This is a genomic window from Dechloromonas denitrificans (assembly GCF_001551835.1).
GTDB classification, from domain to species: Bacteria; Pseudomonadota; Gammaproteobacteria; order Burkholderiales; family Rhodocyclaceae; genus Azonexus; species Azonexus denitrificans.
The window spans coordinates 676,066-694,988 of the sequence record NZ_LODL01000021.1 but is presented as its reverse complement, the minus strand read 5'-3'; the positions used below and the strand labels follow the sequence as shown (position 1 = coordinate 694,988).

The 18,923-nt window shown below is 58.6% G+C and carries 19 protein-coding genes; 17 read left to right on the top strand and 2 right to left on the bottom strand.

Annotation, left to right across the window (positions count from 1 at the left end):
* Positions 1-36: 36 nt before the first annotated feature.
* A complete protein-coding gene (locus AT959_RS14420; protein ID WP_066884472.1) occupies positions 37-228 on the bottom strand; it encodes a hypothetical protein in 192 nt (63 codons plus the stop codon).
* Between the two features lie 206 nt (positions 229-434).
* On the opposite strand from AT959_RS14420, the gene AT959_RS14415 reads away from it, so the two are divergent.
* The 11 genes from AT959_RS14415 (at position 435) to AT959_RS14370 (ending at position 10,387) form a co-directional block, all read left to right on the top strand.
* The gene (locus tag AT959_RS14415; RefSeq protein ID WP_066884234.1) at positions 435-1,202 is read left to right on the top strand and encodes a 3-hydroxyacyl-CoA dehydrogenase; all 768 of its coding nucleotides are present in this window, start codon (positions 435-437) and stop codon (positions 1,200-1,202) included.
* 57 nt (positions 1,203-1,259) lie between these two features.
* A complete protein-coding gene (locus AT959_RS14410; RefSeq protein ID WP_066884232.1) occupies positions 1,260-3,698 on the top strand; it encodes a heavy metal translocating P-type ATPase in 2,439 nt (812 codons plus the stop codon).
* Complete coding sequence (ccoS, locus tag AT959_RS14405; RefSeq protein WP_066884230.1) at positions 3,698-3,898, top strand: cbb3-type cytochrome oxidase assembly protein CcoS; 201 nt, start codon at positions 3,698-3,700, stop codon at positions 3,896-3,898. The genes AT959_RS14410 and ccoS overlap by 1 nt, the downstream gene beginning before the upstream one ends.
* A gap of 294 nt (positions 3,899-4,192) precedes the next feature.
* Positions 4,193-5,620: a cytochrome-c oxidase, cbb3-type subunit I gene (gene ccoN, locus AT959_RS14400; protein ID WP_066884228.1), complete on the top strand. Its 1,428-nt coding sequence runs from the start codon at positions 4,193-4,195 to the stop codon at positions 5,618-5,620.
* Between the two features lie 10 nt (positions 5,621-5,630).
* Positions 5,631-6,272, top strand: coding sequence for a cytochrome-c oxidase, cbb3-type subunit II (gene ccoO / locus AT959_RS14395; RefSeq protein WP_088178985.1), 642 nt, complete (start codon positions 5,631-5,633; stop codon positions 6,270-6,272).
* A 5-nt stretch (positions 6,273-6,277) separates the two neighbouring features.
* Entirely contained in the window at positions 6,278-6,454 is a 177-nt protein-coding gene (locus AT959_RS14390) for a CcoQ/FixQ family Cbb3-type cytochrome c oxidase assembly chaperone (protein ID WP_066884223.1), read from the top strand.
* A gap of 15 nt (positions 6,455-6,469) precedes the next feature.
* Positions 6,470-7,369: a cytochrome-c oxidase, cbb3-type subunit III gene (ccoP, locus tag AT959_RS14385; RefSeq protein ID WP_066884220.1), complete on the top strand. Its 900-nt coding sequence runs from the start codon at positions 6,470-6,472 to the stop codon at positions 7,367-7,369.
* A 145-nt stretch (positions 7,370-7,514) separates the two neighbouring features.
* Positions 7,515-8,927, top strand: coding sequence for a cytochrome c oxidase accessory protein CcoG (gene ccoG / locus AT959_RS14380; RefSeq protein WP_066884218.1), 1,413 nt, complete (start codon positions 7,515-7,517; stop codon positions 8,925-8,927).
* 13 nt (positions 8,928-8,940) lie between these two features.
* Positions 8,941-9,450 (top strand): FixH family protein, encoded by a 510-nt coding sequence (locus AT959_RS14375; protein ID WP_240481842.1) that lies wholly within the window; start codon positions 8,941-8,943, stop codon positions 9,448-9,450.
* 27 nt (positions 9,451-9,477) lie between these two features.
* A complete protein-coding gene (locus AT959_RS20610) occupies positions 9,478-9,618 on the top strand; it encodes a DUF3149 domain-containing protein (RefSeq protein WP_083518418.1) in 141 nt (46 codons plus the stop codon).
* A 100-nt stretch (positions 9,619-9,718) separates the two neighbouring features.
* A complete protein-coding gene (locus tag AT959_RS14370; protein WP_066884214.1) occupies positions 9,719-10,387 on the top strand; it encodes an energy transducer TonB in 669 nt (222 codons plus the stop codon).
* On the opposite strand, the gene AT959_RS14365 is transcribed toward AT959_RS14370, so the two are convergent.
* On the bottom strand, positions 10,388-10,933 hold the full coding sequence (locus AT959_RS14365; RefSeq protein ID WP_066884469.1) for an NUDIX hydrolase: 546 nt from the start codon (positions 10,931-10,933) through the stop codon (positions 10,388-10,390). It abuts the gene before it with no gap.
* Positions 10,934-11,120: 187 nt separating this feature from the next.
* On the opposite strand from AT959_RS14365, the gene motA reads away from it, so the two are divergent.
* From motA to AT959_RS22035, 6 genes are all read left to right on the top strand, one after another.
* Positions 11,121-11,978: a flagellar motor stator protein MotA gene (gene motA, locus AT959_RS14360; protein ID WP_066884212.1), complete on the top strand. Its 858-nt coding sequence runs from the start codon at positions 11,121-11,123 to the stop codon at positions 11,976-11,978.
* 28 nt (positions 11,979-12,006) lie between these two features.
* Positions 12,007-12,954: a flagellar motor protein MotB gene (gene motB, locus AT959_RS14355; protein ID WP_066884210.1), complete on the top strand. Its 948-nt coding sequence runs from the start codon at positions 12,007-12,009 to the stop codon at positions 12,952-12,954.
* A 200-nt stretch (positions 12,955-13,154) separates the two neighbouring features.
* On the top strand, positions 13,155-13,520 hold the full coding sequence (locus AT959_RS14350) for a response regulator (RefSeq protein WP_066884208.1): 366 nt from the start codon (positions 13,155-13,157) through the stop codon (positions 13,518-13,520).
* A gap of 87 nt (positions 13,521-13,607) precedes the next feature.
* Complete coding sequence (locus AT959_RS14345) at positions 13,608-15,950, top strand: chemotaxis protein CheW (RefSeq protein ID WP_066884206.1); 2,343 nt, start codon at positions 13,608-13,610, stop codon at positions 15,948-15,950.
* 22 nt (positions 15,951-15,972) lie between these two features.
* The gene (locus tag AT959_RS14340) at positions 15,973-16,473 is read left to right on the top strand and encodes a chemotaxis protein CheW (protein WP_066884204.1); all 501 of its coding nucleotides are present in this window, start codon (positions 15,973-15,975) and stop codon (positions 16,471-16,473) included.
* Positions 16,474-16,498: 25 nt separating this feature from the next.
* Positions 16,499-18,898: a methyl-accepting chemotaxis protein gene (locus AT959_RS22035; protein ID WP_157651312.1), complete on the top strand. Its 2,400-nt coding sequence runs from the start codon at positions 16,499-16,501 to the stop codon at positions 18,896-18,898.
* The last annotated feature ends 25 nt before the right edge of the window (positions 18,899-18,923 follow it).

Here is an 18,923-nt window from a genome sequence, read left to right as displayed (position 1 = left end):
CAACCATCATATCACTCCCGGTTGTGCGCCGGCGGCTCAATGCGATGGATTGGCAATGGGCGGCGGGGTCTCGGCGAGGCCGCTGGTTTCGCTGAAGTATCCGCAGAGAGGGCAAACCTGACCCGGTGCGCAGTCGTGTTCGCGAGCGCATTCGGCTTGGGTTTCGTCGGTCAGAACCATTTCGCGGACCACTTCGCAGCGGGCGATTGGGGAATCGAATATCGACATGGCAATTGCCTCCATTTTGAAGTGAGGTGCTTTCCTTGCACCCTCACTTTAGTTGGCGGGCTCCGGAAATGCTATCCGTCATTTTCGATGCGGCTATGTATGCCTTGCCGGCTCGGGTTAAGATGATGTTTTTCTCCATACGCTACCGTCTGGAGAGAGGGTTCTGTTTTACAGGTTTTTCGAAGAGAGAGAAGGAGAGAGCAGCTATGCAGATCAAGGATAAAATCTTTCTGGTCACCGGTGCCGGTTCGGGTCTGGGCGCGGCGACGGCACGGACGCTGGTTGAAGCCGGCGCCAAAGTAGTGCTGGCGGATTTGAATCGCGAAGCCGGAGAAAAGCTGGCGGCTGAGTTGGGGGGGGGGGCGAAATTTGTCGAAACCGATGTGGCGAGCGAGAGTTCTGCGGTCAACGCGGTACAAACGGCAATTTCCAGCTTTGGTGGCCTGCATGGCCTGGTCAATTGCGCCGGTGTGGCGCCGGCTGAAAAGGTCGTCGGCAAGGAAGGGCCGCACCGCCTGGAAAGCTTTGCCAAGGTTATCAACATCAATCTGGTCGGCACCTTCAACATGATCCGCTTGGCGGCGGAGGCGATGATGAAGGGCGAGCCGGATGCCGGCGGCGAGCGTGGCGTGATCGTCAATACCGCCTCGGTTGCCGCCTATGAAGGCCAGTTGGGGCAGGCGGCCTATGCCGCTTCCAAGGGCGGGATTGTCGCGTTGACGTTGCCGGTGGCGCGCGAACTGTCACGGAGCGGTATTCGCTGCGTCACCATCGCGCCGGGCATCATGGAAACCCCCATGCTGCTCGGCATGCCGGCAGAAGTCCAGGAGTCGCTGGGCAAGATGGTTCCCTTTCCTTCGCGGATGGGCAAGCCGGCCGAGTATGCCGCGCTGGTCAAGCACATTACCGAGAATAGCTATTTGAATGGTGAGGTTATTCGCCTGGATGGTGCCATCCGGATGGGTGTCAAATAAACTATACTTCGGCTCCGCCATTGACCAAGAAGGCACTTCGGTGCCTTTTTTATTTGCATGTCTGAAGACTCCTGCTACCACTGCGGCCAACCGATTCCTGACGATGTAGATTTGCCGGTCACGGTGGCCGGTCTGCCGCGTGCCATGTGCTGCTATGGCTGCCAGGCGGTGGCGCAGTCGATTGTCGACAACGGTCTGGCGGACTATTACCGGAGTCGCGATGCGTTGCCTGAGTCGCCGCGCGAGGCGATGCCGGCGATCCTTGAGCAGTTGGCGCTCTACGATCATGTTGATTTCCAGAAAAGTTTCGTCAAGGCGCTGGGCGAGAGCGAGCGCGAAGCCTCGCTGTTGCTTGAGGGCATAACCTGCGCCGCCTGCATCTGGCTCAACGAGCAGCATGTCGGTAAATTGAAGGGCGTGACCGCAGTCAATATCAATTATGCGACGCGGCGGGCTCGCGTCCGCTGGGATGAGGCACAGATCAAGCTGTCCGACATCCTGGGAGCGATCGCCGCTATCGGTTACCGTGCCTACCCTTACGATGCCGCCAAGAATGAGGAGATTTCCCGCAAGGAGCGGCGGGAGGCAATGTGGCGCCTGTGGGTGGCTGGTTTTGGCATGATGCAGGTGATGATGTACGCCTACCCGGTGTATATCGCCAATGGCGACATGACGGCCGATATCGAAAGCCTGATGCGCTGGGCCAGCCTGCTGCTGACGCTGCCGGTGATCTTCTATTCGTCGGCTCCCTTTTTCCGCAATGCCTGGCGTGACCTCAAGTTGCGTCGGGTCGGCATGGACGTGCCGGTAGCCCTTGGGGTGGGGGCGGCTTTCGTCGCCAGCCTGTGGGCAACGCTTGTCCAGTCCGGCGAAGTCTATTTCGATTCGGTGACGATGTTTGTCTTTTTCCTGCTCGGCGGGCGCTATCTGGAGATGAACGCGCGGCAGAAGGCTTTGGGCGTGACCGAGGCATTGGCCAAGCTGTTGCCAGCCTTTGCCCAAAAAATGCCCAATTTCCCGGTCGACCGCAGCACCGAGCAGCGCGTCGTGGCGGATTTGCTGCCTGGGGATTACGTCTTGGTGCGGGCTGGCGATATCGTGCCGGCCGACGGCCGGGTTATCGAGGGGGTCAGTTGTGCCAACGAGGCTTTGCTGACCGGGGAAAGCCGGCCGGTGGCCAAGGTGCCGGGCGATCCGGTGACCGGTGGTTCGATCAATGCCGAAAGCCCGCTGGTGGTTCGCGTCGAGCAGGTCGGCGACGGAACTCGTCTGTCGGCCATCATCCAGTTGATGGAACGGGCCGCGACCGAAAAGCCGCACATTGTTGAATTGGCTGATCGCATTGCCAGCATATTTGTTGCGGTCTTGCTGCTGATTGCCGTGCTGGTTGCTGCGGGCTGGTATTTCGTTGATCCGGCCAAGGCATTGTGGATCACGGTTTCGGTGCTGGTGGTGACCTGCCCTTGTGCCTTGTCGCTGGCGACACCGATTGCGCTGACCGTTTCGGCTGGCGCGCTGGCCAAGGATGGTCTGCTGGTGACGCGCGGGCATGCCATTGAAACGCTGGCGCGGGCGACTCATTTTGTCTTCGACAAGACCGGGACCTTGACCAGTGGGCGGATGCATCTTTGCGGTGTGCAGGCGACGGCGGACCTGAGCGAGCTTGAATGTGTCGCGATCGCGGCAGCCCTGGAGCAATCCTCCGAACATCCGGTAGCTACCGCGCTGCGCCAGGCGGCCGGCACCAATTTGCCGACCGCGGAACAGGTCATCAGCGAGCCGGGGCAGGGCGTCGAGGCGCTGGTTGATGGCCGGAAGTTCCGGATTGGCCGGCCGGGCTATGCGCTGGCGCTGTCCGGGGCCACGCTGCCGAGTGCTGCGGTCGACTGGCTGGAAAGCGGCGAAACCGTCGTGCTGCTCGCCGACACTCATGCCTGTCTGGCCCTTTTTCGACTTGGCGACGAATTGCGTCCCGAGTCGAAGGCCCTTGTTGGTGAATTGCGTGCCGCTGGCCGGCATGTGTTGTTATTAACCGGCGATGCGCCGTCGGTTGCCCGGCGGGTGGCTGGCGAGTTGGGGATTGACGACGTTCGGGCAGGGGTTACTCCGCAGGGCAAGTATGCCTGTGTCAAGGAGTTGCAGGCGACCGGGGCGGTGGTGGCGATGGTTGGCGATGGGGTCAATGATGCGCCGGTGCTGGCGCAGGCCCAGGTCTCGGTTGCTATGGGCGGTGGTGCGCAGCTGGCACGGACGCAATCCGATTTTGTGCTGCTCTCCGAAAATCTCGATCACCTGCGCCACGGCTTGCGCCGGGCGCGGCGGACTTTGCTCATCATTCGGCAAAACCTGTGGTGGTCCTTTGCGTACAATTTTGTCGCGTTGCCGTTGGCCATTGCCGGCTATGTAACGCCTTGGCTGGCGGGGATCGGCATGTCGGCCAGTTCTCTGCTGGTTGTGCTCAATTCCCTGCGCATTCAGCGCCTGGAGAAAGATTGATGGAAAGTATCTACCTGCTGATTCCGATTTCGGTCATCCTGGTTTTCGGTATCGCCCTTGCCTTCTGGTGGTCGGTGCGCAGTGGACAGTTCGATGATCTCGAGGGGCCGGGCTTCCGGGTCTTGATGGATGACGATGAGCGTCCGCCACCGGCGCAAAATGCCCGTCAGCCAGACAACAACAATACGGAGAAGATTTGACCTGCGTCAACGCCCCGGACTCGATAGCTGGGCATTATTCGGGTGATGCGAGGCGAGTGCCTGGCAAAAATTCTCTGTTGGGGTTGGGGTGCGTTACGACGCACCCTTTTTTTGTCCACGCGAGGCGCGAAAATGGCGCCAATGCTAGGTATTTCGGACTATTTCCGGCTAGATAATCGGTAGATTGATCTAGGTCAAAACCCCGCTATTAATCTAGAATACCATCCGCTTTTATGCGCCGCCTTGGGTTCAGGGAGGTGGACATTCTGTTTTTCATTAACGAGAGGTGGGTTCATGTCTGGAACGCAAACCACATACAACGATAAGGTCGTACGGCAATTTGCCGTCATGACTGTCATCTGGGGCATCGTCGGCATGCTTGTCGGTGTCATCATTGCTGCGCAACTTGTGTGGCCGGAGCTGAATATTGGCCCCTGGCTGCATTTTGGACGTCTTCGTCCGTTGCACACCAATGCGGTTATTTTTGCTTTTGGTGGCTGTGCACTATTTGCAACATCTTACTGGTGCGTTCAGCGTACCAGTCACGCCCGCCTTTGGGGCGGCCCGCTGGTTCCCTTTACGTTCTGGGGCTGGCAAATCATCATTCTTCTGGCTGCGATTACCCTGCCGCTCGGTATTACGTCCGGCAAGGAATATGCTGAACTGGAATGGCCGATCGACATCCTGATCACGCTGGTCTGGGTTTCCTACGCGCTGGTCTTCTTTGGCACTATTGCCAAGCGTACCGTTTCCCACATCTACGTTGCCAACTGGTTCTTCGGTGCTTTCATTATCGCCGTCGCCCTGTTGCACCTGGTTAACAGCGCCGCCGTGCCGGTTTCGCTGACCAAGTCCTACTCTGCCTACTCCGGTGTGCAGGATGCGATGATCCAGTGGTGGTATGGCCATAACGCAGTCGGCTTCTTCCTGACTGCTGGCTTCCTGGGCATGATGTACTACTTCGTTCCGAAGCAGGCAGGCCGTCCGGTTTACTCCTATCGTCTGTCCGTTGTTCACTTCTGGGCGCTGATCTTTACGTACATGTGGGCTGGTCCGCACCACCTGCACTACACCGCGCTGCCGGATTGGACGCAATCGGTTGGTATGGTTTTCTCGCTGATTCTGCTGGCTCCGTCCTGGGGTGGCATGATCAACGGCATCATGACGCTGTCTGGCGCCTGGCACAAACTGCGCGATGATCCCGTTCTGAAGTTCCTGATCACTTCCCTGTCCTTCTACGGTATGTCTACCTTCGAAGGTCCGATGATGTCGATCAAGACGGTCAACGCGCTGTCGCACTACACGGACTGGACGGTCGGTCACGTGCACTCCGGTGCTCTCGGCTGGGTTGCCATGGTTTCCATCGGTTCCATCTACTATCTGCTGCCCCGCCTGTTCGGCAAGCAGGAAATGTTCAGCACCAAGCTGGTCACGGTTCACTTCTGGATCGCCACCATCGGTACCGTGCTTTACATCGCCTCGATGTGGATCGCCGGTGTGATGCAGGGTCTGATGTGGCGTGCGGTGAATACCGACGGCACGCTGGCTTACAGCTTTGTTGAATCGGTCAAGGGTTCCTATCCGTTCTGGGCAATTCGCTGGTTGGGTGGCGTTCTGTTCCTGACGGGCATGCTGATCATGGCTTACAACATGTTCAAGACCATTGCCGGCAGCAAAGTGAAGGATGTGCCGGTGGTTGTTCCTGCCGCTCATCACGCCTGATTGGGGAGAAATAATAATGATCAAGCACGAGCAAATTGAAAAAAGCGTTGGATTGCTCATCGTCCTGACGCTGCTCACCGTGATTTGGGGCGGCCTGCTCGAAATCGTTCCGCTCTTCTTCCAGAAGTCGACCACGACGCCGGTTGAAGGTCTGAAGCCCTATGATGCGGCCCGTCTGGCTGGTCGTGACGTTTATATCCGTGAAGGCTGCTTCCTTTGCCACTCGCAGATGATTCGTCCGTTCCGCGCTGAAACCGAACGTTACGGCCATTACTCCGTGGCCGGCGAATACGTTTATGACCACCCGTTCCAGTGGGGTTCCAAGCGTACTGGTCCGGACCTGCATCGTGTCGGCGGCCGTTACTCCGACGAATGGCAGCGTGCCCACCTGATGAATCCGCGTGACGTGGTGCCGGAATCCAACATGCCTGCCTTTGCCTTCCTGGCAAACACCAAGGCCAAGGATTCGGTGGGCGCCGACATCGAGAAGAAGATGCAAATCATGCGTGGCTACGCGAATGCTCGCGGTATCCCGACCTACTCTGATGAAGAAATCAAGGGTGCCAAGGCGGCGATCGGCGACATGACCGAAATGGACGTTCTGATTGCCTACCTGCAGGGTATGGGTACGGCTCTGAAGAACACCAAGTAATAGCCATGGACATCAACGATCTGCGTTCCATCACGACGGTTCTGGGGCTGCTCTGCTTCCTCGGGATTGTTGCATGGGCTTATGCCAGGGGCAGTAAAAAGGGGTTTGATGAAGCTGCCAACCTGCCGTTCGCAGAGCATGATGACGAAGGTGCGGCGTCCACAACGTCGCACCAGCGCTGAAATAAAGGAAAGCAAATGAGCGATTTCGTTAGCGATTTTTGGAACCTGTACGTGATTGTGATCGTCGTGGCGAGTATTCTTGCCTGCGCCGTGTTGCTGATCGTTCAGGGCAAAGCGACCTTCACGCCCGGCAAGACCATGGGCCATGTCTGGGACGAGACCCTGGAGGAGTACAACAACCCGATGCCCAAGTGGTGGAGTTGGTTGTTTGTCATCACCGTGATCTTTGCCCTGGTTTATTTGGCGCTTTATCCGGGCTTGGGTAATTTCAAGGGCATGCTGGGTTGGACTGCCGTTGGCCAGCACAAGACTGAAGTCGAGAAGATGGATGCTACCGTCAAGCCGCTGTTCGACAAGTACATGGCCATGGATCTGCAGGCTGTGGCTGGCGACAAGCAAGCGATGGAAATGGGCAAGCGTCTGTATCTGACCTACTGCATGCAGTGTCATGGTGCCGATGCGCGTGGTGCCAAGGGTTTCCCGAACCTGGCCGACAGCGACTGGCTGTATGGTGGTGCTCCTGAGCAACTCAAGGAAACCATCAACAATGGCCGCATGGGCATGATGCCGCCGCATGCACACCTGGGTGCGGATACCATCAAGGATCTGGCAAACTTTGTCCGTTCGCTGTCTGGTCTGCCGAATGACTCAGTGCGTGCCGGCAAGGGCAAGGAAGCTTTTGCGTCCTCCGGTTGTATTGGCTGTCATGGCCCGGATGGCAAGGGTATGCAGGCTCTTGGTGCCCCGAACCTGACCGACAAGGTCTGGTTGTACGGTTCTTCCGAAGCTACCATCACCGAAACGATCACCAACGGCCGTCAGAACAAGATGCCGGCTTGGAAGGAGTTCCTCGGTGATGCCAAGATTCATCTGCTGTCTGCCTATGTGCTCAGCCTGAGCCAAGGCGCCAAGTAATATCGTTTGTCGATGCGGGGCGGTTCGCCGCCCCGTTTTTCTTATCTGGCAACGTTGTTAGTATCTGATCTGTACCAAAATTACGTTTGCTTGCTGCCTGCAAACAGTTGCCCAGCGTAATTTTGCTACCGATACGGTCAAGTGCATGGAACCTACCGAACTCAACTCCAAGAAGTCTGCTCCTCCGGCGACGGTCTCTTTTTATGAAAAACATAAAAAGATCTACATTCGCGACGTCAAGGGGTGGTGGAACACTTGGCGCTGGGTATTTGTCTGGTTTACCCAGATTCTTTTTTACGGCACGCCGTGGTTGCTGTGGAATGATCGGCAGGCGGTCCTCTTTCATCTGGTGGAGCGCAAGTTTTACCTGTTTGGCCTGGTGCTCTGGCCGCAGGATGTTTTCTATCTGGCGCTGCTGCTGATTATTTCGGCCTACGCTCTTTTCCTGTTTACTGCGGTTGCCGGTCGTCTTTTCTGTGGTTACGCCTGTCCACAAACGGTTTACTCCGAGATTTTCATGTGGGTGGAGAACCGTATTGAGGGGGATCGCTCGGCCAGACTGAAACTCGACAAGGGGCCGTTGACCGCACGCAAACTGCGTCTCAAGGCGAGCAAGCACGCCGTCTGGTTGCTGATTTCGATCTGGACTGGTTTTACGCTGGTTGCCTACTTCACGCCCATGCGGGAGTTGCTGGCTGCTCTGCCGTTTGATTTTTCCGGCTGGGAGCTGTTCTGGATCCTGTTCTACGGTGGCTTCTGCTACATGCAGGCTGGTTTCCTGCGCGAGCAGGTGTGCAAGTACATGTGCCCCTATGCGCGTTTCCAGGGGGTGATGTTTGACCCTGATACGCTGGTTATTACCTACGACCCCGAGCGCGGGGAGCCTCGTGGGGCACGCAAGAAGAGTGCAGATACGACGGCGGGGCGTCTCGGCGATTGCGTTGATTGCGGTCTTTGCGTGGCGGTTTGTCCGACCGGCATCGATATTCGCAATGGCATCCAGTATGAATGTATCGGTTGTGGCGCCTGTATCGATGCCTGCGACCCGGTGATGGACAAGGTGGGTTTGCCGCGCGGCCTGATTCGCTATACGACTGAAAATGCCCTAGCCAAGCACTTCTCGCTGAAGGATGTCGTGGCGCATGTGGTCCGGCCCCGTATTCTGCTCTACACGGTCATCCTGCTCGGCATCGTTGTGGCTTCAGCCTGGTCGCTGGCTTCGCGCGTGCCGTTAAAGGTCGATGTCATCCGTGACCGTTCGATTCTCGCCCGGGAGGCTGACGATGGCCGGATTGAAAACGTCTATAACCTGAAAGTGATGAATACCACCGAAGAGCCCAAGCGTTATGCGCTGTCGGTGGAGGGGATGGATGGCATCGAAATTGTCGGCGAGCGAATCGTTGCGGTGGACAGTGCCGAAAACCACGAAGTGACCATTGTTGTGCGGGTGCCGCCAGAGTCTGGCAAAAAAGGCGCCAACACGATTTATTTTGATATCAAGGCCCTGAATCACGATGCCATCGCGGTTCACGAGAAGGCCTCTTTCCTGATGCCCTGACATGAGTAATGCAATGACACTGCGCACGAGCAACCAACCCTGGTACAAGGAGCGCTGGCCCTGGCTGCTGATGGCTGGCCCGGCAGTCGTGATCGTCGCCGGCGTGGTCACCACATGGTTGGCCGTGGTCAGTAACGACGGTCTGGTAACCGATGACTATTACAAGCAGGGGTTGGCGGTAAATCAGACCCTGAAGCGCGACCATCAGGCGAGCAGCCTGGGGTTACACGGTGACGTGATGCGTTCAGGCTTGAACCTTCGTCTGCTGCTTCGCGCCGAGGGCGATGCCGGGCTGCCATCGACGATCAGCTTGAAACTCGCTCACCCGACACGGGCTGGTCAGGATCAGTTGATCGAACTGACTTCTGACGGACAGGGTTTGTACACCGGCAAACTGAGTACTGATGTCACTGGGCGCTGGTTGGTGTCGATTGAGGATCCCGCTGGTCAGTGGCGCTTGCAGGGCGACTGGTTGGCTGATTCAGAGGAGCCGCTGCGCCTGACGGCCAGGGCTAATAAGTAGTTTAATTTTGTTACTGGGAGGTGGCACATGGCATGGGAACTGTTGTTTAGTAGCGATATCGGTCTGATGAGCCTGGTCGTCATTATTGGCGTTCTGGTCATCGGCGGTGTGATGGGTAAGCTCTATTCCAGCAAGATGGAAGAAGAGTCCCGCAAGCTGGGCAAATAAGCCCTTGCGGCATTCTCCGCTTTCGGGCGGAATTTCCCCCGCCATGTATTTCTGGCGGGGGTTGTTTTTTTGGGCGTCGAATTAGCGAATAATCGGGCCTATGTTGCTGCGCTCCCTGATCGCCTCCCTGTTTCTGCATCTGCTATTTTTTTTGGGTTTGCGGGTCATGGAGTTGCCGTTGGTGCCGATCAATGCTTCGGTCCCCAAGGCGCTTGAGGCCGTTCTGTCGAGAGCGGCGGTGCCGGAGGCGCCGGCTCATTCGGAGCAGGAGCGGGTGGTTCCGAAAAGCCTCAGAGTCAGGCCGGAACGCATCATTGCGCCGGCGCGGGAAAACTCGCGTTCCGAGGCGCCGGTTTTGGCCGAAAATAGGCCGTCTACCGCAGCACTATCCTCCGTTTCACCAGCCAAGGATGATGGAGTGGCTGCTCCCGCTATGCAAACGATCACCGCTATGCCGACGGAAGTCATCGATGCCGACGGTTTGCGCCAGTATCGTCTTGCGCTGGCCAAAGAGGCGCGGCGCTATAAACGCTATCCGGCGCTGGCCCGTGAGCGTAACTGGGAGGGCGTGGTGACCGTCACCATCAGCATCCCGATTCCCGGGGCTTTGCCTCTGGTTTCTCTGGGCAAAAGCTCCGGGCATGAGATCCTGGATCGTCAGGCACTGGAGATGATCGGCCAGGCCGTACTCGCGGCATCGCTGCCGGAGTCGTTGCGCGGTAAGGCGGTTAGCGTCAGCCTGCCGGTGCGTTATTCCCTTGATGAGTGATCAGGGCGTGCTGGCCAGCGGGGTCAGTGCGGTTTCGTGGAATTGGAAGCGACCGCTGGCCCGGTCTTCGAGAAAGCGTTCCAGGCAATGCCGGACGCTACGAAAAGCCAGTTCGTTCCAGGGGATTTCATTGGCGGCAACCAAGGCCACTTCCAGGCTTTCCTCACCTGCTGCGTAGTCCGGCGAGGCAAGGCGGCCGCGATAGAAGAGGTGCACCTGGTTGATGTGGGCGATGCTGACCATGGCAAAAGGGGCGTCTACGATGATTTTTGCGCCAGCTTCCTCCATGGTCTCCCGGGTTGCTGCTTCGGTGGTGGTTTCGCCGTTTTCCATGAAGCCGGCCGGCAAGGTCCAGAAGCCGAGTTGTGGTTCGATGGCCCGTCGGCAAATCAGGATGCGTTCTTCCCAGGTTGCCACGCAACCGACAACGAGGCGCGGGTTTTCGTAGTGGATATGGCCGCAACTATTGCATACGAATCTGGGGAGTGAGTCGCCGGCCGGTACGATGAACGAGACATCGGCGCCGCAGCGGTTGCAGTATCTGATCACGCGAATTCCTGGCGGAGGCAATGGTTTTAAGTTTATCACTGTCCACCTGCTGGAAAGAGGGGGGATAAGCAGGTGGGCGCAGCGTCTTCCTTTGCACTACGGCGGAGCCTGTGGCTACAATAGCGAACACAAATAAGTATGCACATTTGCGCCACTGCCAGTTGGGCGCACTCAGGGGCTCTACATGTTTCTAATCATCGGTTATGTCATCATTCTGGCAGCGGCGCTGGGTACCTACGCCATTCACGGCAGCCTGCTCGCTTTGTGGGTGCCAACCGAGTACGTGGCTATCGTTGGTCTGGTGATTGGCTACTTCGTTGCCGCCAACGACATGAAGGTGATCAAGGCGACGCTTGCTGCCGTCGCTGGCGTGGTCAAGGGCTCGAAATACAACAAAGCCTTCTATATCGACGCCTTGGCGATGCTCTTCGAGATTCTGGCCAAGGTCCGTAAAGAAGGGTTGATGTCCATTGAGGGGGATGTCGAGAACCCCGAGGCCAGCCCGATTTTCAGCAAGTATCCGGCACTGGTTCATGACCATCACATCATGGAGTTTACGACCGATTACCTGCGCATGATGGTGGGCGGCAATCTGAATACGGTCGAAATCGAGAGCCTGATGGATGTCGAACTGGAAATCCATCACCACGAGGGGGCCGAGCCGGGGCATGTCGTGTCAAATATTGCCGGTGCGACGCCGGCTTTCGGTATCGTGGTCGCGGTGATGGGGGTGGTCAACGTGATGGGCTCGGTCGGCCAGCCGCCAGCCGTGCTGGGCAAGATGATCGGTGGGGCGCTGGTCGGCACCTTCCTTGGTATTCTTATCGCGTATGGCTTTGTTGAACCGATCGCCAAGCTGATCGAGCAAAAGTCGCACGAAAGTTCGACGATCTATAAATGCATCAAGATGGTCTTGCTGGCCTCAATGTCCGGCTATGCTCCCCAGGTGGCGATCGAGTTCGGTCGCAAGACTCTGGACTCCCACTCGCGTCCGAGCTTCCGCGAGTTGGAGGAAGAACTCAAGGCGCGCAAGGGTAAGTGATTCTGTTGCCAATGATCAGGTCTGAGAGATGAGCGACGATTCCACACGTCCAATAATAATCAAGCGCAAGAAGGTCGTAGCCGGCGGTGCGCACGGTGGCGCCTGGAAGATTGCCTATGCCGACTTCGTGACGGCGATGATGGCCTTCTTCCTGCTGATGTGGTTGCTGGGCTCGACCGCGAAGGGCGATTTGCAGGGTATTGCCGACTTTTTCCAGAACCCGCTCAAGCTTTCCCAGCAAGGTGGGGCGGGGTCGGGCGATGCGACCAGTGTGCTTCAGGGCGGCGGTAAGGATCTGACGCGGCAATCCGGGCAGGTCAAGAAGGGGGATGTTGAGGCAAAGAAGGCAACTTCCTTTTCCAAGGAGGCTCAAGCCGAGTTTCGGCGCAAGGAGAGGGAGCGTCTGGAGCTCTTGAAGGCCGATATTGAAAAAATGATCGAACAGAGTCCGCAGTTGGCCCAGTTCAAAAAGCAGATGTTGCTCGATATCACGTCCGAGGGCTTGCGCATCCAGATCGTCGATGAGCAGAACCGGCCGATGTTTGATTCGAGCAGCGCCGATCTCAAGCCGTACACGCGGGATATCCTGCGCCAGATCGGCAAGGCGCTCAATGGTGTCAGCAATCGTGTCAGTCTGGCCGGGCATACCGACGCCGCACAATTTGCCGGCGGCGAGCGCGGTTTTTCCAATTGGGAACTCTCGGCCAACCGTGCCAACGCGTCGCGACGCGAGCTGGTGCTGGGCGGGATGGATGACAGCAAGGTGTTGCGGGTGGTCGGATTGGCCTCCACCGTGCTGTTCGATAAAAATGATCCGCTGAATTCGGTCAACCGGCGGATCAGCATTGTTGTACTGAACCAGAAAACAGAAATGGCGATCCTCCAGGAAGAAGGACCGGAGTCCGAGGTTCCCAACGAGGAGGCGGTGCCCGAAGGTCTGAAGTTGCCCAATGTCGGCAAGGGAACCGCCGGCTAGTTGGTGATGCTCGGGGATGAGCCGGCGATGGCAAGTGCCCGACCGGCACGCTGAAGATACTGACTGGCTTGCGCGCACACGTCGAGCCACTGTCGCAAAAATTAAGGGCCCTGAAAAAGGGCGTGGATAACAATCCTGTCAGGCAATCCGGCCACGCCAGCGGTGATGTCGGGTTGTTCTGATTTGCACTAGAGGAAAACATGGCTAAAACCATTCTTGCAGTAGATGACTCGGCGTCCATTCGTCAAATGGTCTCCTTTACCCTGAAGAGTGCCGGATATGAGGTGATCGAGGCAGTGGACGGGATGGATGGGCTGGACAAGGCCAAGGCAAAAAGCGTGAACCTGGTGTTGACCGACCAAAACATGCCGCGCATGGATGGCCTGACCCTGATCAAGAGTTTGCGTGGCATCCCGCAATACGCCTCAACGCCTATCCTGATGCTGACCACCGAGTCCTCCGATGCGATGAAATCGCAAGGCCGGGCGGCCGGTGCGACGGGGTGGCTGGTCAAGCCCTTCGACCCGCAGAAGCTCATTGAAGTCGTGCGCAAGGTAATCGGCTGAAGCTGACACCGGCACCGCCATTGGCTGGTGTTCGTTGCATTCGATTTCCGGCTGCCGCGCTGATGGCGGCCGTGCTTAGGGGGTAGCATGGCTATCGACATGAGTCAGTTCTACCAGGTGTTCTTCGATGAGTCGGCGGAGCACTTGGCGGCAATGGAAGCGCTCCTGCTCGATCTGGACGTCGAGAATCCGGATACGGAGCAACTGAATGCGATTTTCCGCGCCGCGCATTCGATCAAGGGGAGTGCCGGAACTTTCGGTTTCACCGATCTGGCCGATACAACACACATTCTCGAGAACCTGCTTGATCGTATTCGCAAGCAGGAACTGGAATTGCGCGCCGACATGGTGGACGCGTTCCTCGAGTCCGGCGACGTACTGCGCGAAATGCTCGAGGCCCACCAGGGCCGGGGGGCGGTGGATCAGGCGGCGGTCGAGGCGATCTGTGCCCGCTTGCGCCAGTTGTCCGCCGATGAGGCGGTGGTCGCCGTTGCAGCGCCGGTCGAACCGGCTGGCCAGGCGAGGCCTGCGGTCAACCTTGCCAGCAAGCGTATTTTCGATATTCAGTTTGTGCCGACCGAGGCGTCGGCCAAAGGCGATGGCGTTGTCCACTTGCTGGAAGATCTGCGGGCTTTTGGTCAGCTGGATATTCTCAGCCAGCCGGACGATGCACCGCATGGCGTCGGCTTCTGGCAACTGCGTCTGACGACGGCTGGTGTGGAGAGCGACTTCGCCGATCAGATCGATTTTGTCGCCGACAATGGCGCCTGGCGGGTTGCTGAAGACAAGTCGGCTGCGACGGCTGATGAATTCGGGTTTTTTGCCGAGGCTCCCGGGGCGCCGGATGAAGAGCAGGCCTATGGCTTTTTCGAGCCGCTTGTTGAGCGCCCTTTGGGGGAGATCGCGGCGGCGGTCGAGGCGGCAGACGATGATGATGGCTATGGTTTTTTCGAGCCCTTGTCTGCGGTAACGCCAGCCCAGATCACCGAACCCACTGCTTTGCCTGAAGATGGTGATGGCTACGGGTTTTTTGCCCCCCTGTCCGCTGCCGGTGGCGATTCCATCGTGCCGCCGACGCTTGACGAGGGCGAGGGTTATGGGTTCTTTGTGCCCTTGCCGGCGCCGGTGCCCGAAACTGTTGCCGAATCGTCCGAGCCGGCGCCGCTTGCCCAGCTACCAACCGCGGTTGCCAGCCTGGCCCGCGAGCCCGCCAGGGCCGTGCGCTCGGCGGCATCCGCCGCGGCCGCCAGCGATTCATCGATTCGGGTCAGCATCGAGAAGGTCGATCAGCTGATCAATCTGGTGGGCGAACTGGTGATTACCCAGGCCATGTTGTTGCAGACTTCGAGCCAGATGCAGGAGAACGCTCCGGAGCGCTTGCTGAACGGCCTCGCCCAGCTCGAGCGCAATACGCGTGACCTGCAGGAGTCGGTGATGTCCATCCGGATGATGCCGATTTCCTTTGTTTTCTCGCGCTTCCCGCGTGTCGTGCGTGATCTCTCCAACAAGCTTGGCAAGCAGGTCGAACTGAAAACTTCCGGTGAAACGACCGAGCTCGACAAGAGCCTGATCGAGCGTATTGCCGACCCGCTGACCCACCTCATACGCAACAGCCTCGATCACGGTATCGAACTGCCCGAAAAGCGCATTGCCGCAGGCAAGAATCCGGTCGGGACGATTACCCTGAAGGCCTATCACCAGGGCGGCAATATCGTTATCGAAGTAGGGGATGACGGCGCCGGCCTGCCCCGCCAGAAGATTTTGGCCAAGGCCCGCGAACGCGGCCTGCAGGTGTCCGATCAGATGACTGACAGCGAAGTCTTCAATCTGATCTTCGAAGCGGGCTTCTCGACTGCGGAGCAGATTACCGATGTCTCCGGGCGCGGCGTCGGCATGGATGTCGTGCGCCGCAATATCCAGGCGATGGGCGGGCGGGTCGAGATCGAGTCGATGTTCGGCGTCGGCACCCGGATGACCGTCCGCTTGCCGCTGACGCTGGCCATCCTGGACGGCATGTCGGTGGCGGTCGGCGATCAGACCTACATCCTGCCGCTCTCCTATGTCGTCGAGTCACTGCAGCCCGAAGCCGACGATATCAAAACGCTTTCCAACCAGGCCCGGGTCATGCAGGTGCGCGGCGAATATCTGCCGGTGGTGGTCTTGCACGAGGTCTTCAACCTGAAGTCGGGCTGGAGTGATTTGACGCAGGGGATCATGGTCGTGCTCGATGCCGATGGCGCCAAGGCCGCCTTGTTCGTCGATGCCTTGCTCGGCCAGCACCAGGTGGTGATCAAGAGCCTGGAGGCCAATTATCGCCGGGTGAACGGAATTTCTGGGGCAACCATCATGGGCGACGGGCATGTCGCCCTGATCCTCGACGTGTCGGCGATCGCCGGCATGGCCAAATCGAATATGCAGAAAGCCGGCTGACGGCCGCAACAAGGAGCAGACAATGGAAGCGATGACGCATGGCGGGGTGACAGCAGGCGAAGACGATCTGATCGCCAGCGAATATCTGACCTTTACGCTGGGCAACGAAGAATATGCAATCGATATTCTCAAGGTGCAGGAAATTCGCGGCTACGAGCCGCCGACGCTGATCGCCAATGCGCCGCCCTTCATCAAGGGGGTAATCAACCTGCGCGGTATCATCGTGCCGATTGTCGATCTGCGCATCAAATTCAATCTGGGCAAGATCGAATACACCCCCTTTACCGTCGTCGTCATCCTGAACGTGGCGGGGCGGGTGATCGGCGTGGTCGTCGATAGCGTTTCCGATGTCATTTCGCTGACTGCCTCGCAAATTCGCCCGGCCCCGGATTTTTCGGGGACCTTCGATACCAAGTATATCCTGGGGCTGGCCTCGATGGATTCCCGAATGATGATCGTCACCGACATCGAGCGCCTGATGACCAGCGCCGACATGGAACTGATCGACAACGCAAGCGCCTGACGGTGTGCGGCAAAGGAGAGTGAAGATGCTGAATAATATGCGGATTGGTAGCCGGCTCTTTTGGCAGGCGCTCGGCATGGCCTTCTGGTTTGCGGTACTGGTGATCGTGGCGCTAACCTACATGCGCGATCTGAACCGGGCCACCGAGTCGATCTATAGCGACAAGCTGGAGCCGGGGGCGATTGTCCTGCGGATTCAGACGCTGATGGCGGAAAACAACCTGCAGATCGTCGCCGGGCTGCTGCATGACCCGGCCGGCAAGCAGGCGGCCCGGCACGACCATCCGATCAGCTTGCATACCGATCAGGTGACCAAGAACCGGGACACGATTACCGCACTGTGGGCGCAGTTCAAGTCGCGCCAGCTGAATGATCAGGAACAGAAACTGGCCGAAGCTTATGAAGTGTCGCGCGCCGTTTTCGTCAAGGATGGCCTGATGGTCGCCAGCGCCGCCCTGCAGGCCGGCGATTTTGACAAAGCAGCCGATATCTATGCCGAAGCCGTTCGTCCGGCCTACGCCAAGGCGAGCGAGGCGGCCGATGCGCTGCGCCAGTATTACGCCGAAAGCGGCAAGAACATGCATCTTGCCGCCCAGCAGACCTACGACTCGACCGCCAAGCTGATGCTGGCGCTGGCCATTGTGGTTACCGCACTGATTGCGGCGTTTTCCTTTGTCTTCGCCCGCAGCATCACCTTGCCGCTGGCCCGCGCCGTCAAGGTGGCCGATGCCGTCGCAGCCGGCGATCTTGAACAAGGGATCGAGGTTTCCGGCAGCGATCAGGTGGCCGACCTGATGCGTGCGCTGGAGAAAATGCGTTCCGAACTGAAGGGGCGTATCGAGGCAGACCGCCGGGTGGCCGATGAGACGCTGCGCATCAAGGTGGCGCTGGATGTGACTTCGAACAACGTGATGGTGGCGGACCCGGACGGCAAGATCATCTACTGCAATGCGGCAGTGCTGGAAATGATGCGGGCCGCCGAGAGCGATCTGCGCAAGCAACTGCCCAATTTCCGGGCTGATGCCATGCTCGGCTCCAACTTCGACATCTATCACAAGCAGCCGAGCCACCAGCGCAATCTGCTGGCCGGTTTGAAGGGCATGCACCGCGCCGAAATGGACATCGGTGGCCGTTATTTCAGCCTGGTTGCTTGTCCGATCGTCAATGAACGTGGTGAGCGCCTGGGGACGGTAGTCGAGTGGCGAGATCGCACGGCCGAAGTGGCTATCGAGAAGGAAGTCTCGGATATCATCGATGCCGCGGTGGCCGGCGATTTCAGCAAGCGTCTTGATGCAGGGCACATGACCGGCTTCTTCAAGCAAATCTCGGAAGGCATCAATAACCTGCTGGCGGCCAATACCCGTGCCCTTGATGATGTCGGTGCCATGCTCGCCCGGATGTCGCGCGGCGACCTGACGCAAAAAATCGATACCCAGTATCAAGGCATGCTTGGCAAGTTGAAGGATGACGCCAACGTTACGGTCGACAACCTGCAGGAGATCATTTTGTCGATTAAGGATGCGACGGACTCGATCAATACGGCGGCCAAGGAAATCGCTTCGGGCAACCAGGATCTGTCGAGTCGGACCGAAGAGCAGGCGAGCAGCCTGGAAGAAACGGCCTCCAGCATGGAGCAACTGACCAGCACGGTCAGACAGAATGCCGACAACTCGCGGCAGGCCAACGAACTGGCCGGCAACGCCCAGCAAGTTGCGGTCAAGGGCGGTGAAGTCGTCGGTCAGGTGGTGCAGACGATGAGCGCCATCCACCAGTCGAGCAACAAGATTGCCGACATCATCGGTGTCATCGACGGCATTGCTTTCCAGACCAATATTCTCGCCCTCAATGCGGCCGTCGAGGCCGCCCGGGCCGGCGAACAGGGCCGTGGTTTCGCGGTGGTCGCCACTGAGGTGCGCAATCTTGCCCAACGCAGCGCGGCGGCCGCCAAGGAAATCAAGGGCCTGATCTCCGACTCCGTGGACAAGGTGCAGGCCGGCAACCGGCTGGCCGATCAGGCCGGGCGGACGATGGAAGAAGTAGTGGCGAGCATCAAGCGTGTGGCCAAGATCATGGCCGATATTTCGGATGCCAGCCGGGAGCAAAGTGCCGGCATCGAGCAGGTCAGTCTGGCGGTCAGCCAGATGGACGAGGTCACCCAGCAAAATGCCGCGCTGGTCGAGCAGGCCGCTGCCGCCGCCGAAAGTCTGGAGGAACAGGCGCGCAGCCTGGCGCAGTCGGTTTCGGTCTTCGCCTTGACGCACAACGTCGAACGGAGTGTTGCCCAGCCGCGTCACAGCGAGCCGCCCGCCCGCAAGACGCCAGCTGCCCTGCCGTATCGGGAACCGGTTCGCCTGGGCAGTCGTGCCAGCCCTGCGAAAGTGCCGGACAGCATCGCGCGTGGCGATGACGAATGGGCCGAGTTCTAACAACAATCACCAGACCAACAGAGCG

Excerpts from the sequence above, each read along its gene's own strand:
- AT959_RS14420 (WP_066884472.1), bottom strand. The coding sequence starts at position 228 with ATGTCGATATTCGATTCCCCAATCGCCCGCTGCGAAGTGGTCCGCGAA.
- AT959_RS14415 (WP_066884234.1), top strand. The coding sequence starts at position 435 with ATGCAGATCAAGGATAAAATCTTTCTGGTCACCGGTGCCGGTTCGGGT.
- AT959_RS14410 (WP_066884232.1), top strand. The coding sequence starts at position 1,260 with ATGTCTGAAGACTCCTGCTACCACTGCGGCCAACCGATTCCTGACGAT.
- ccoS (WP_066884230.1), top strand. The coding sequence starts at position 3,698 with ATGGAAAGTATCTACCTGCTGATTCCGATTTCGGTCATCCTGGTTTTC.
- ccoN (WP_066884228.1), top strand. The coding sequence starts at position 4,193 with ATGTCTGGAACGCAAACCACATACAACGATAAGGTCGTACGGCAATTT.
- AT959_RS14390 (WP_066884223.1), top strand. The coding sequence starts at position 6,278 with ATGGACATCAACGATCTGCGTTCCATCACGACGGTTCTGGGGCTGCTC.
- ccoP (WP_066884220.1), top strand. The coding sequence starts at position 6,470 with ATGAGCGATTTCGTTAGCGATTTTTGGAACCTGTACGTGATTGTGATC.
- ccoG (WP_066884218.1), top strand. The coding sequence starts at position 7,515 with ATGGAACCTACCGAACTCAACTCCAAGAAGTCTGCTCCTCCGGCGACG.
- AT959_RS14375 (WP_240481842.1), top strand. The coding sequence starts at position 8,941 with ATGACACTGCGCACGAGCAACCAACCCTGGTACAAGGAGCGCTGGCCC.
- AT959_RS20610 (WP_083518418.1), top strand. The coding sequence starts at position 9,478 with ATGGCATGGGAACTGTTGTTTAGTAGCGATATCGGTCTGATGAGCCTG.
- AT959_RS14370 (WP_066884214.1), top strand. The coding sequence starts at position 9,719 with ATGTTGCTGCGCTCCCTGATCGCCTCCCTGTTTCTGCATCTGCTATTT.
- motA (WP_066884212.1), top strand. The coding sequence starts at position 11,121 with ATGTTTCTAATCATCGGTTATGTCATCATTCTGGCAGCGGCGCTGGGT.
- motB (WP_066884210.1), top strand. The coding sequence starts at position 12,007 with ATGAGCGACGATTCCACACGTCCAATAATAATCAAGCGCAAGAAGGTC.
- AT959_RS14350 (WP_066884208.1), top strand. The coding sequence starts at position 13,155 with ATGGCTAAAACCATTCTTGCAGTAGATGACTCGGCGTCCATTCGTCAA.
- AT959_RS14345 (WP_066884206.1), top strand. The coding sequence starts at position 13,608 with ATGGCTATCGACATGAGTCAGTTCTACCAGGTGTTCTTCGATGAGTCG.
- AT959_RS14340 (WP_066884204.1), top strand. The coding sequence starts at position 15,973 with ATGGAAGCGATGACGCATGGCGGGGTGACAGCAGGCGAAGACGATCTG.
- AT959_RS22035 (WP_157651312.1), top strand. The coding sequence starts at position 16,499 with ATGCTGAATAATATGCGGATTGGTAGCCGGCTCTTTTGGCAGGCGCTC.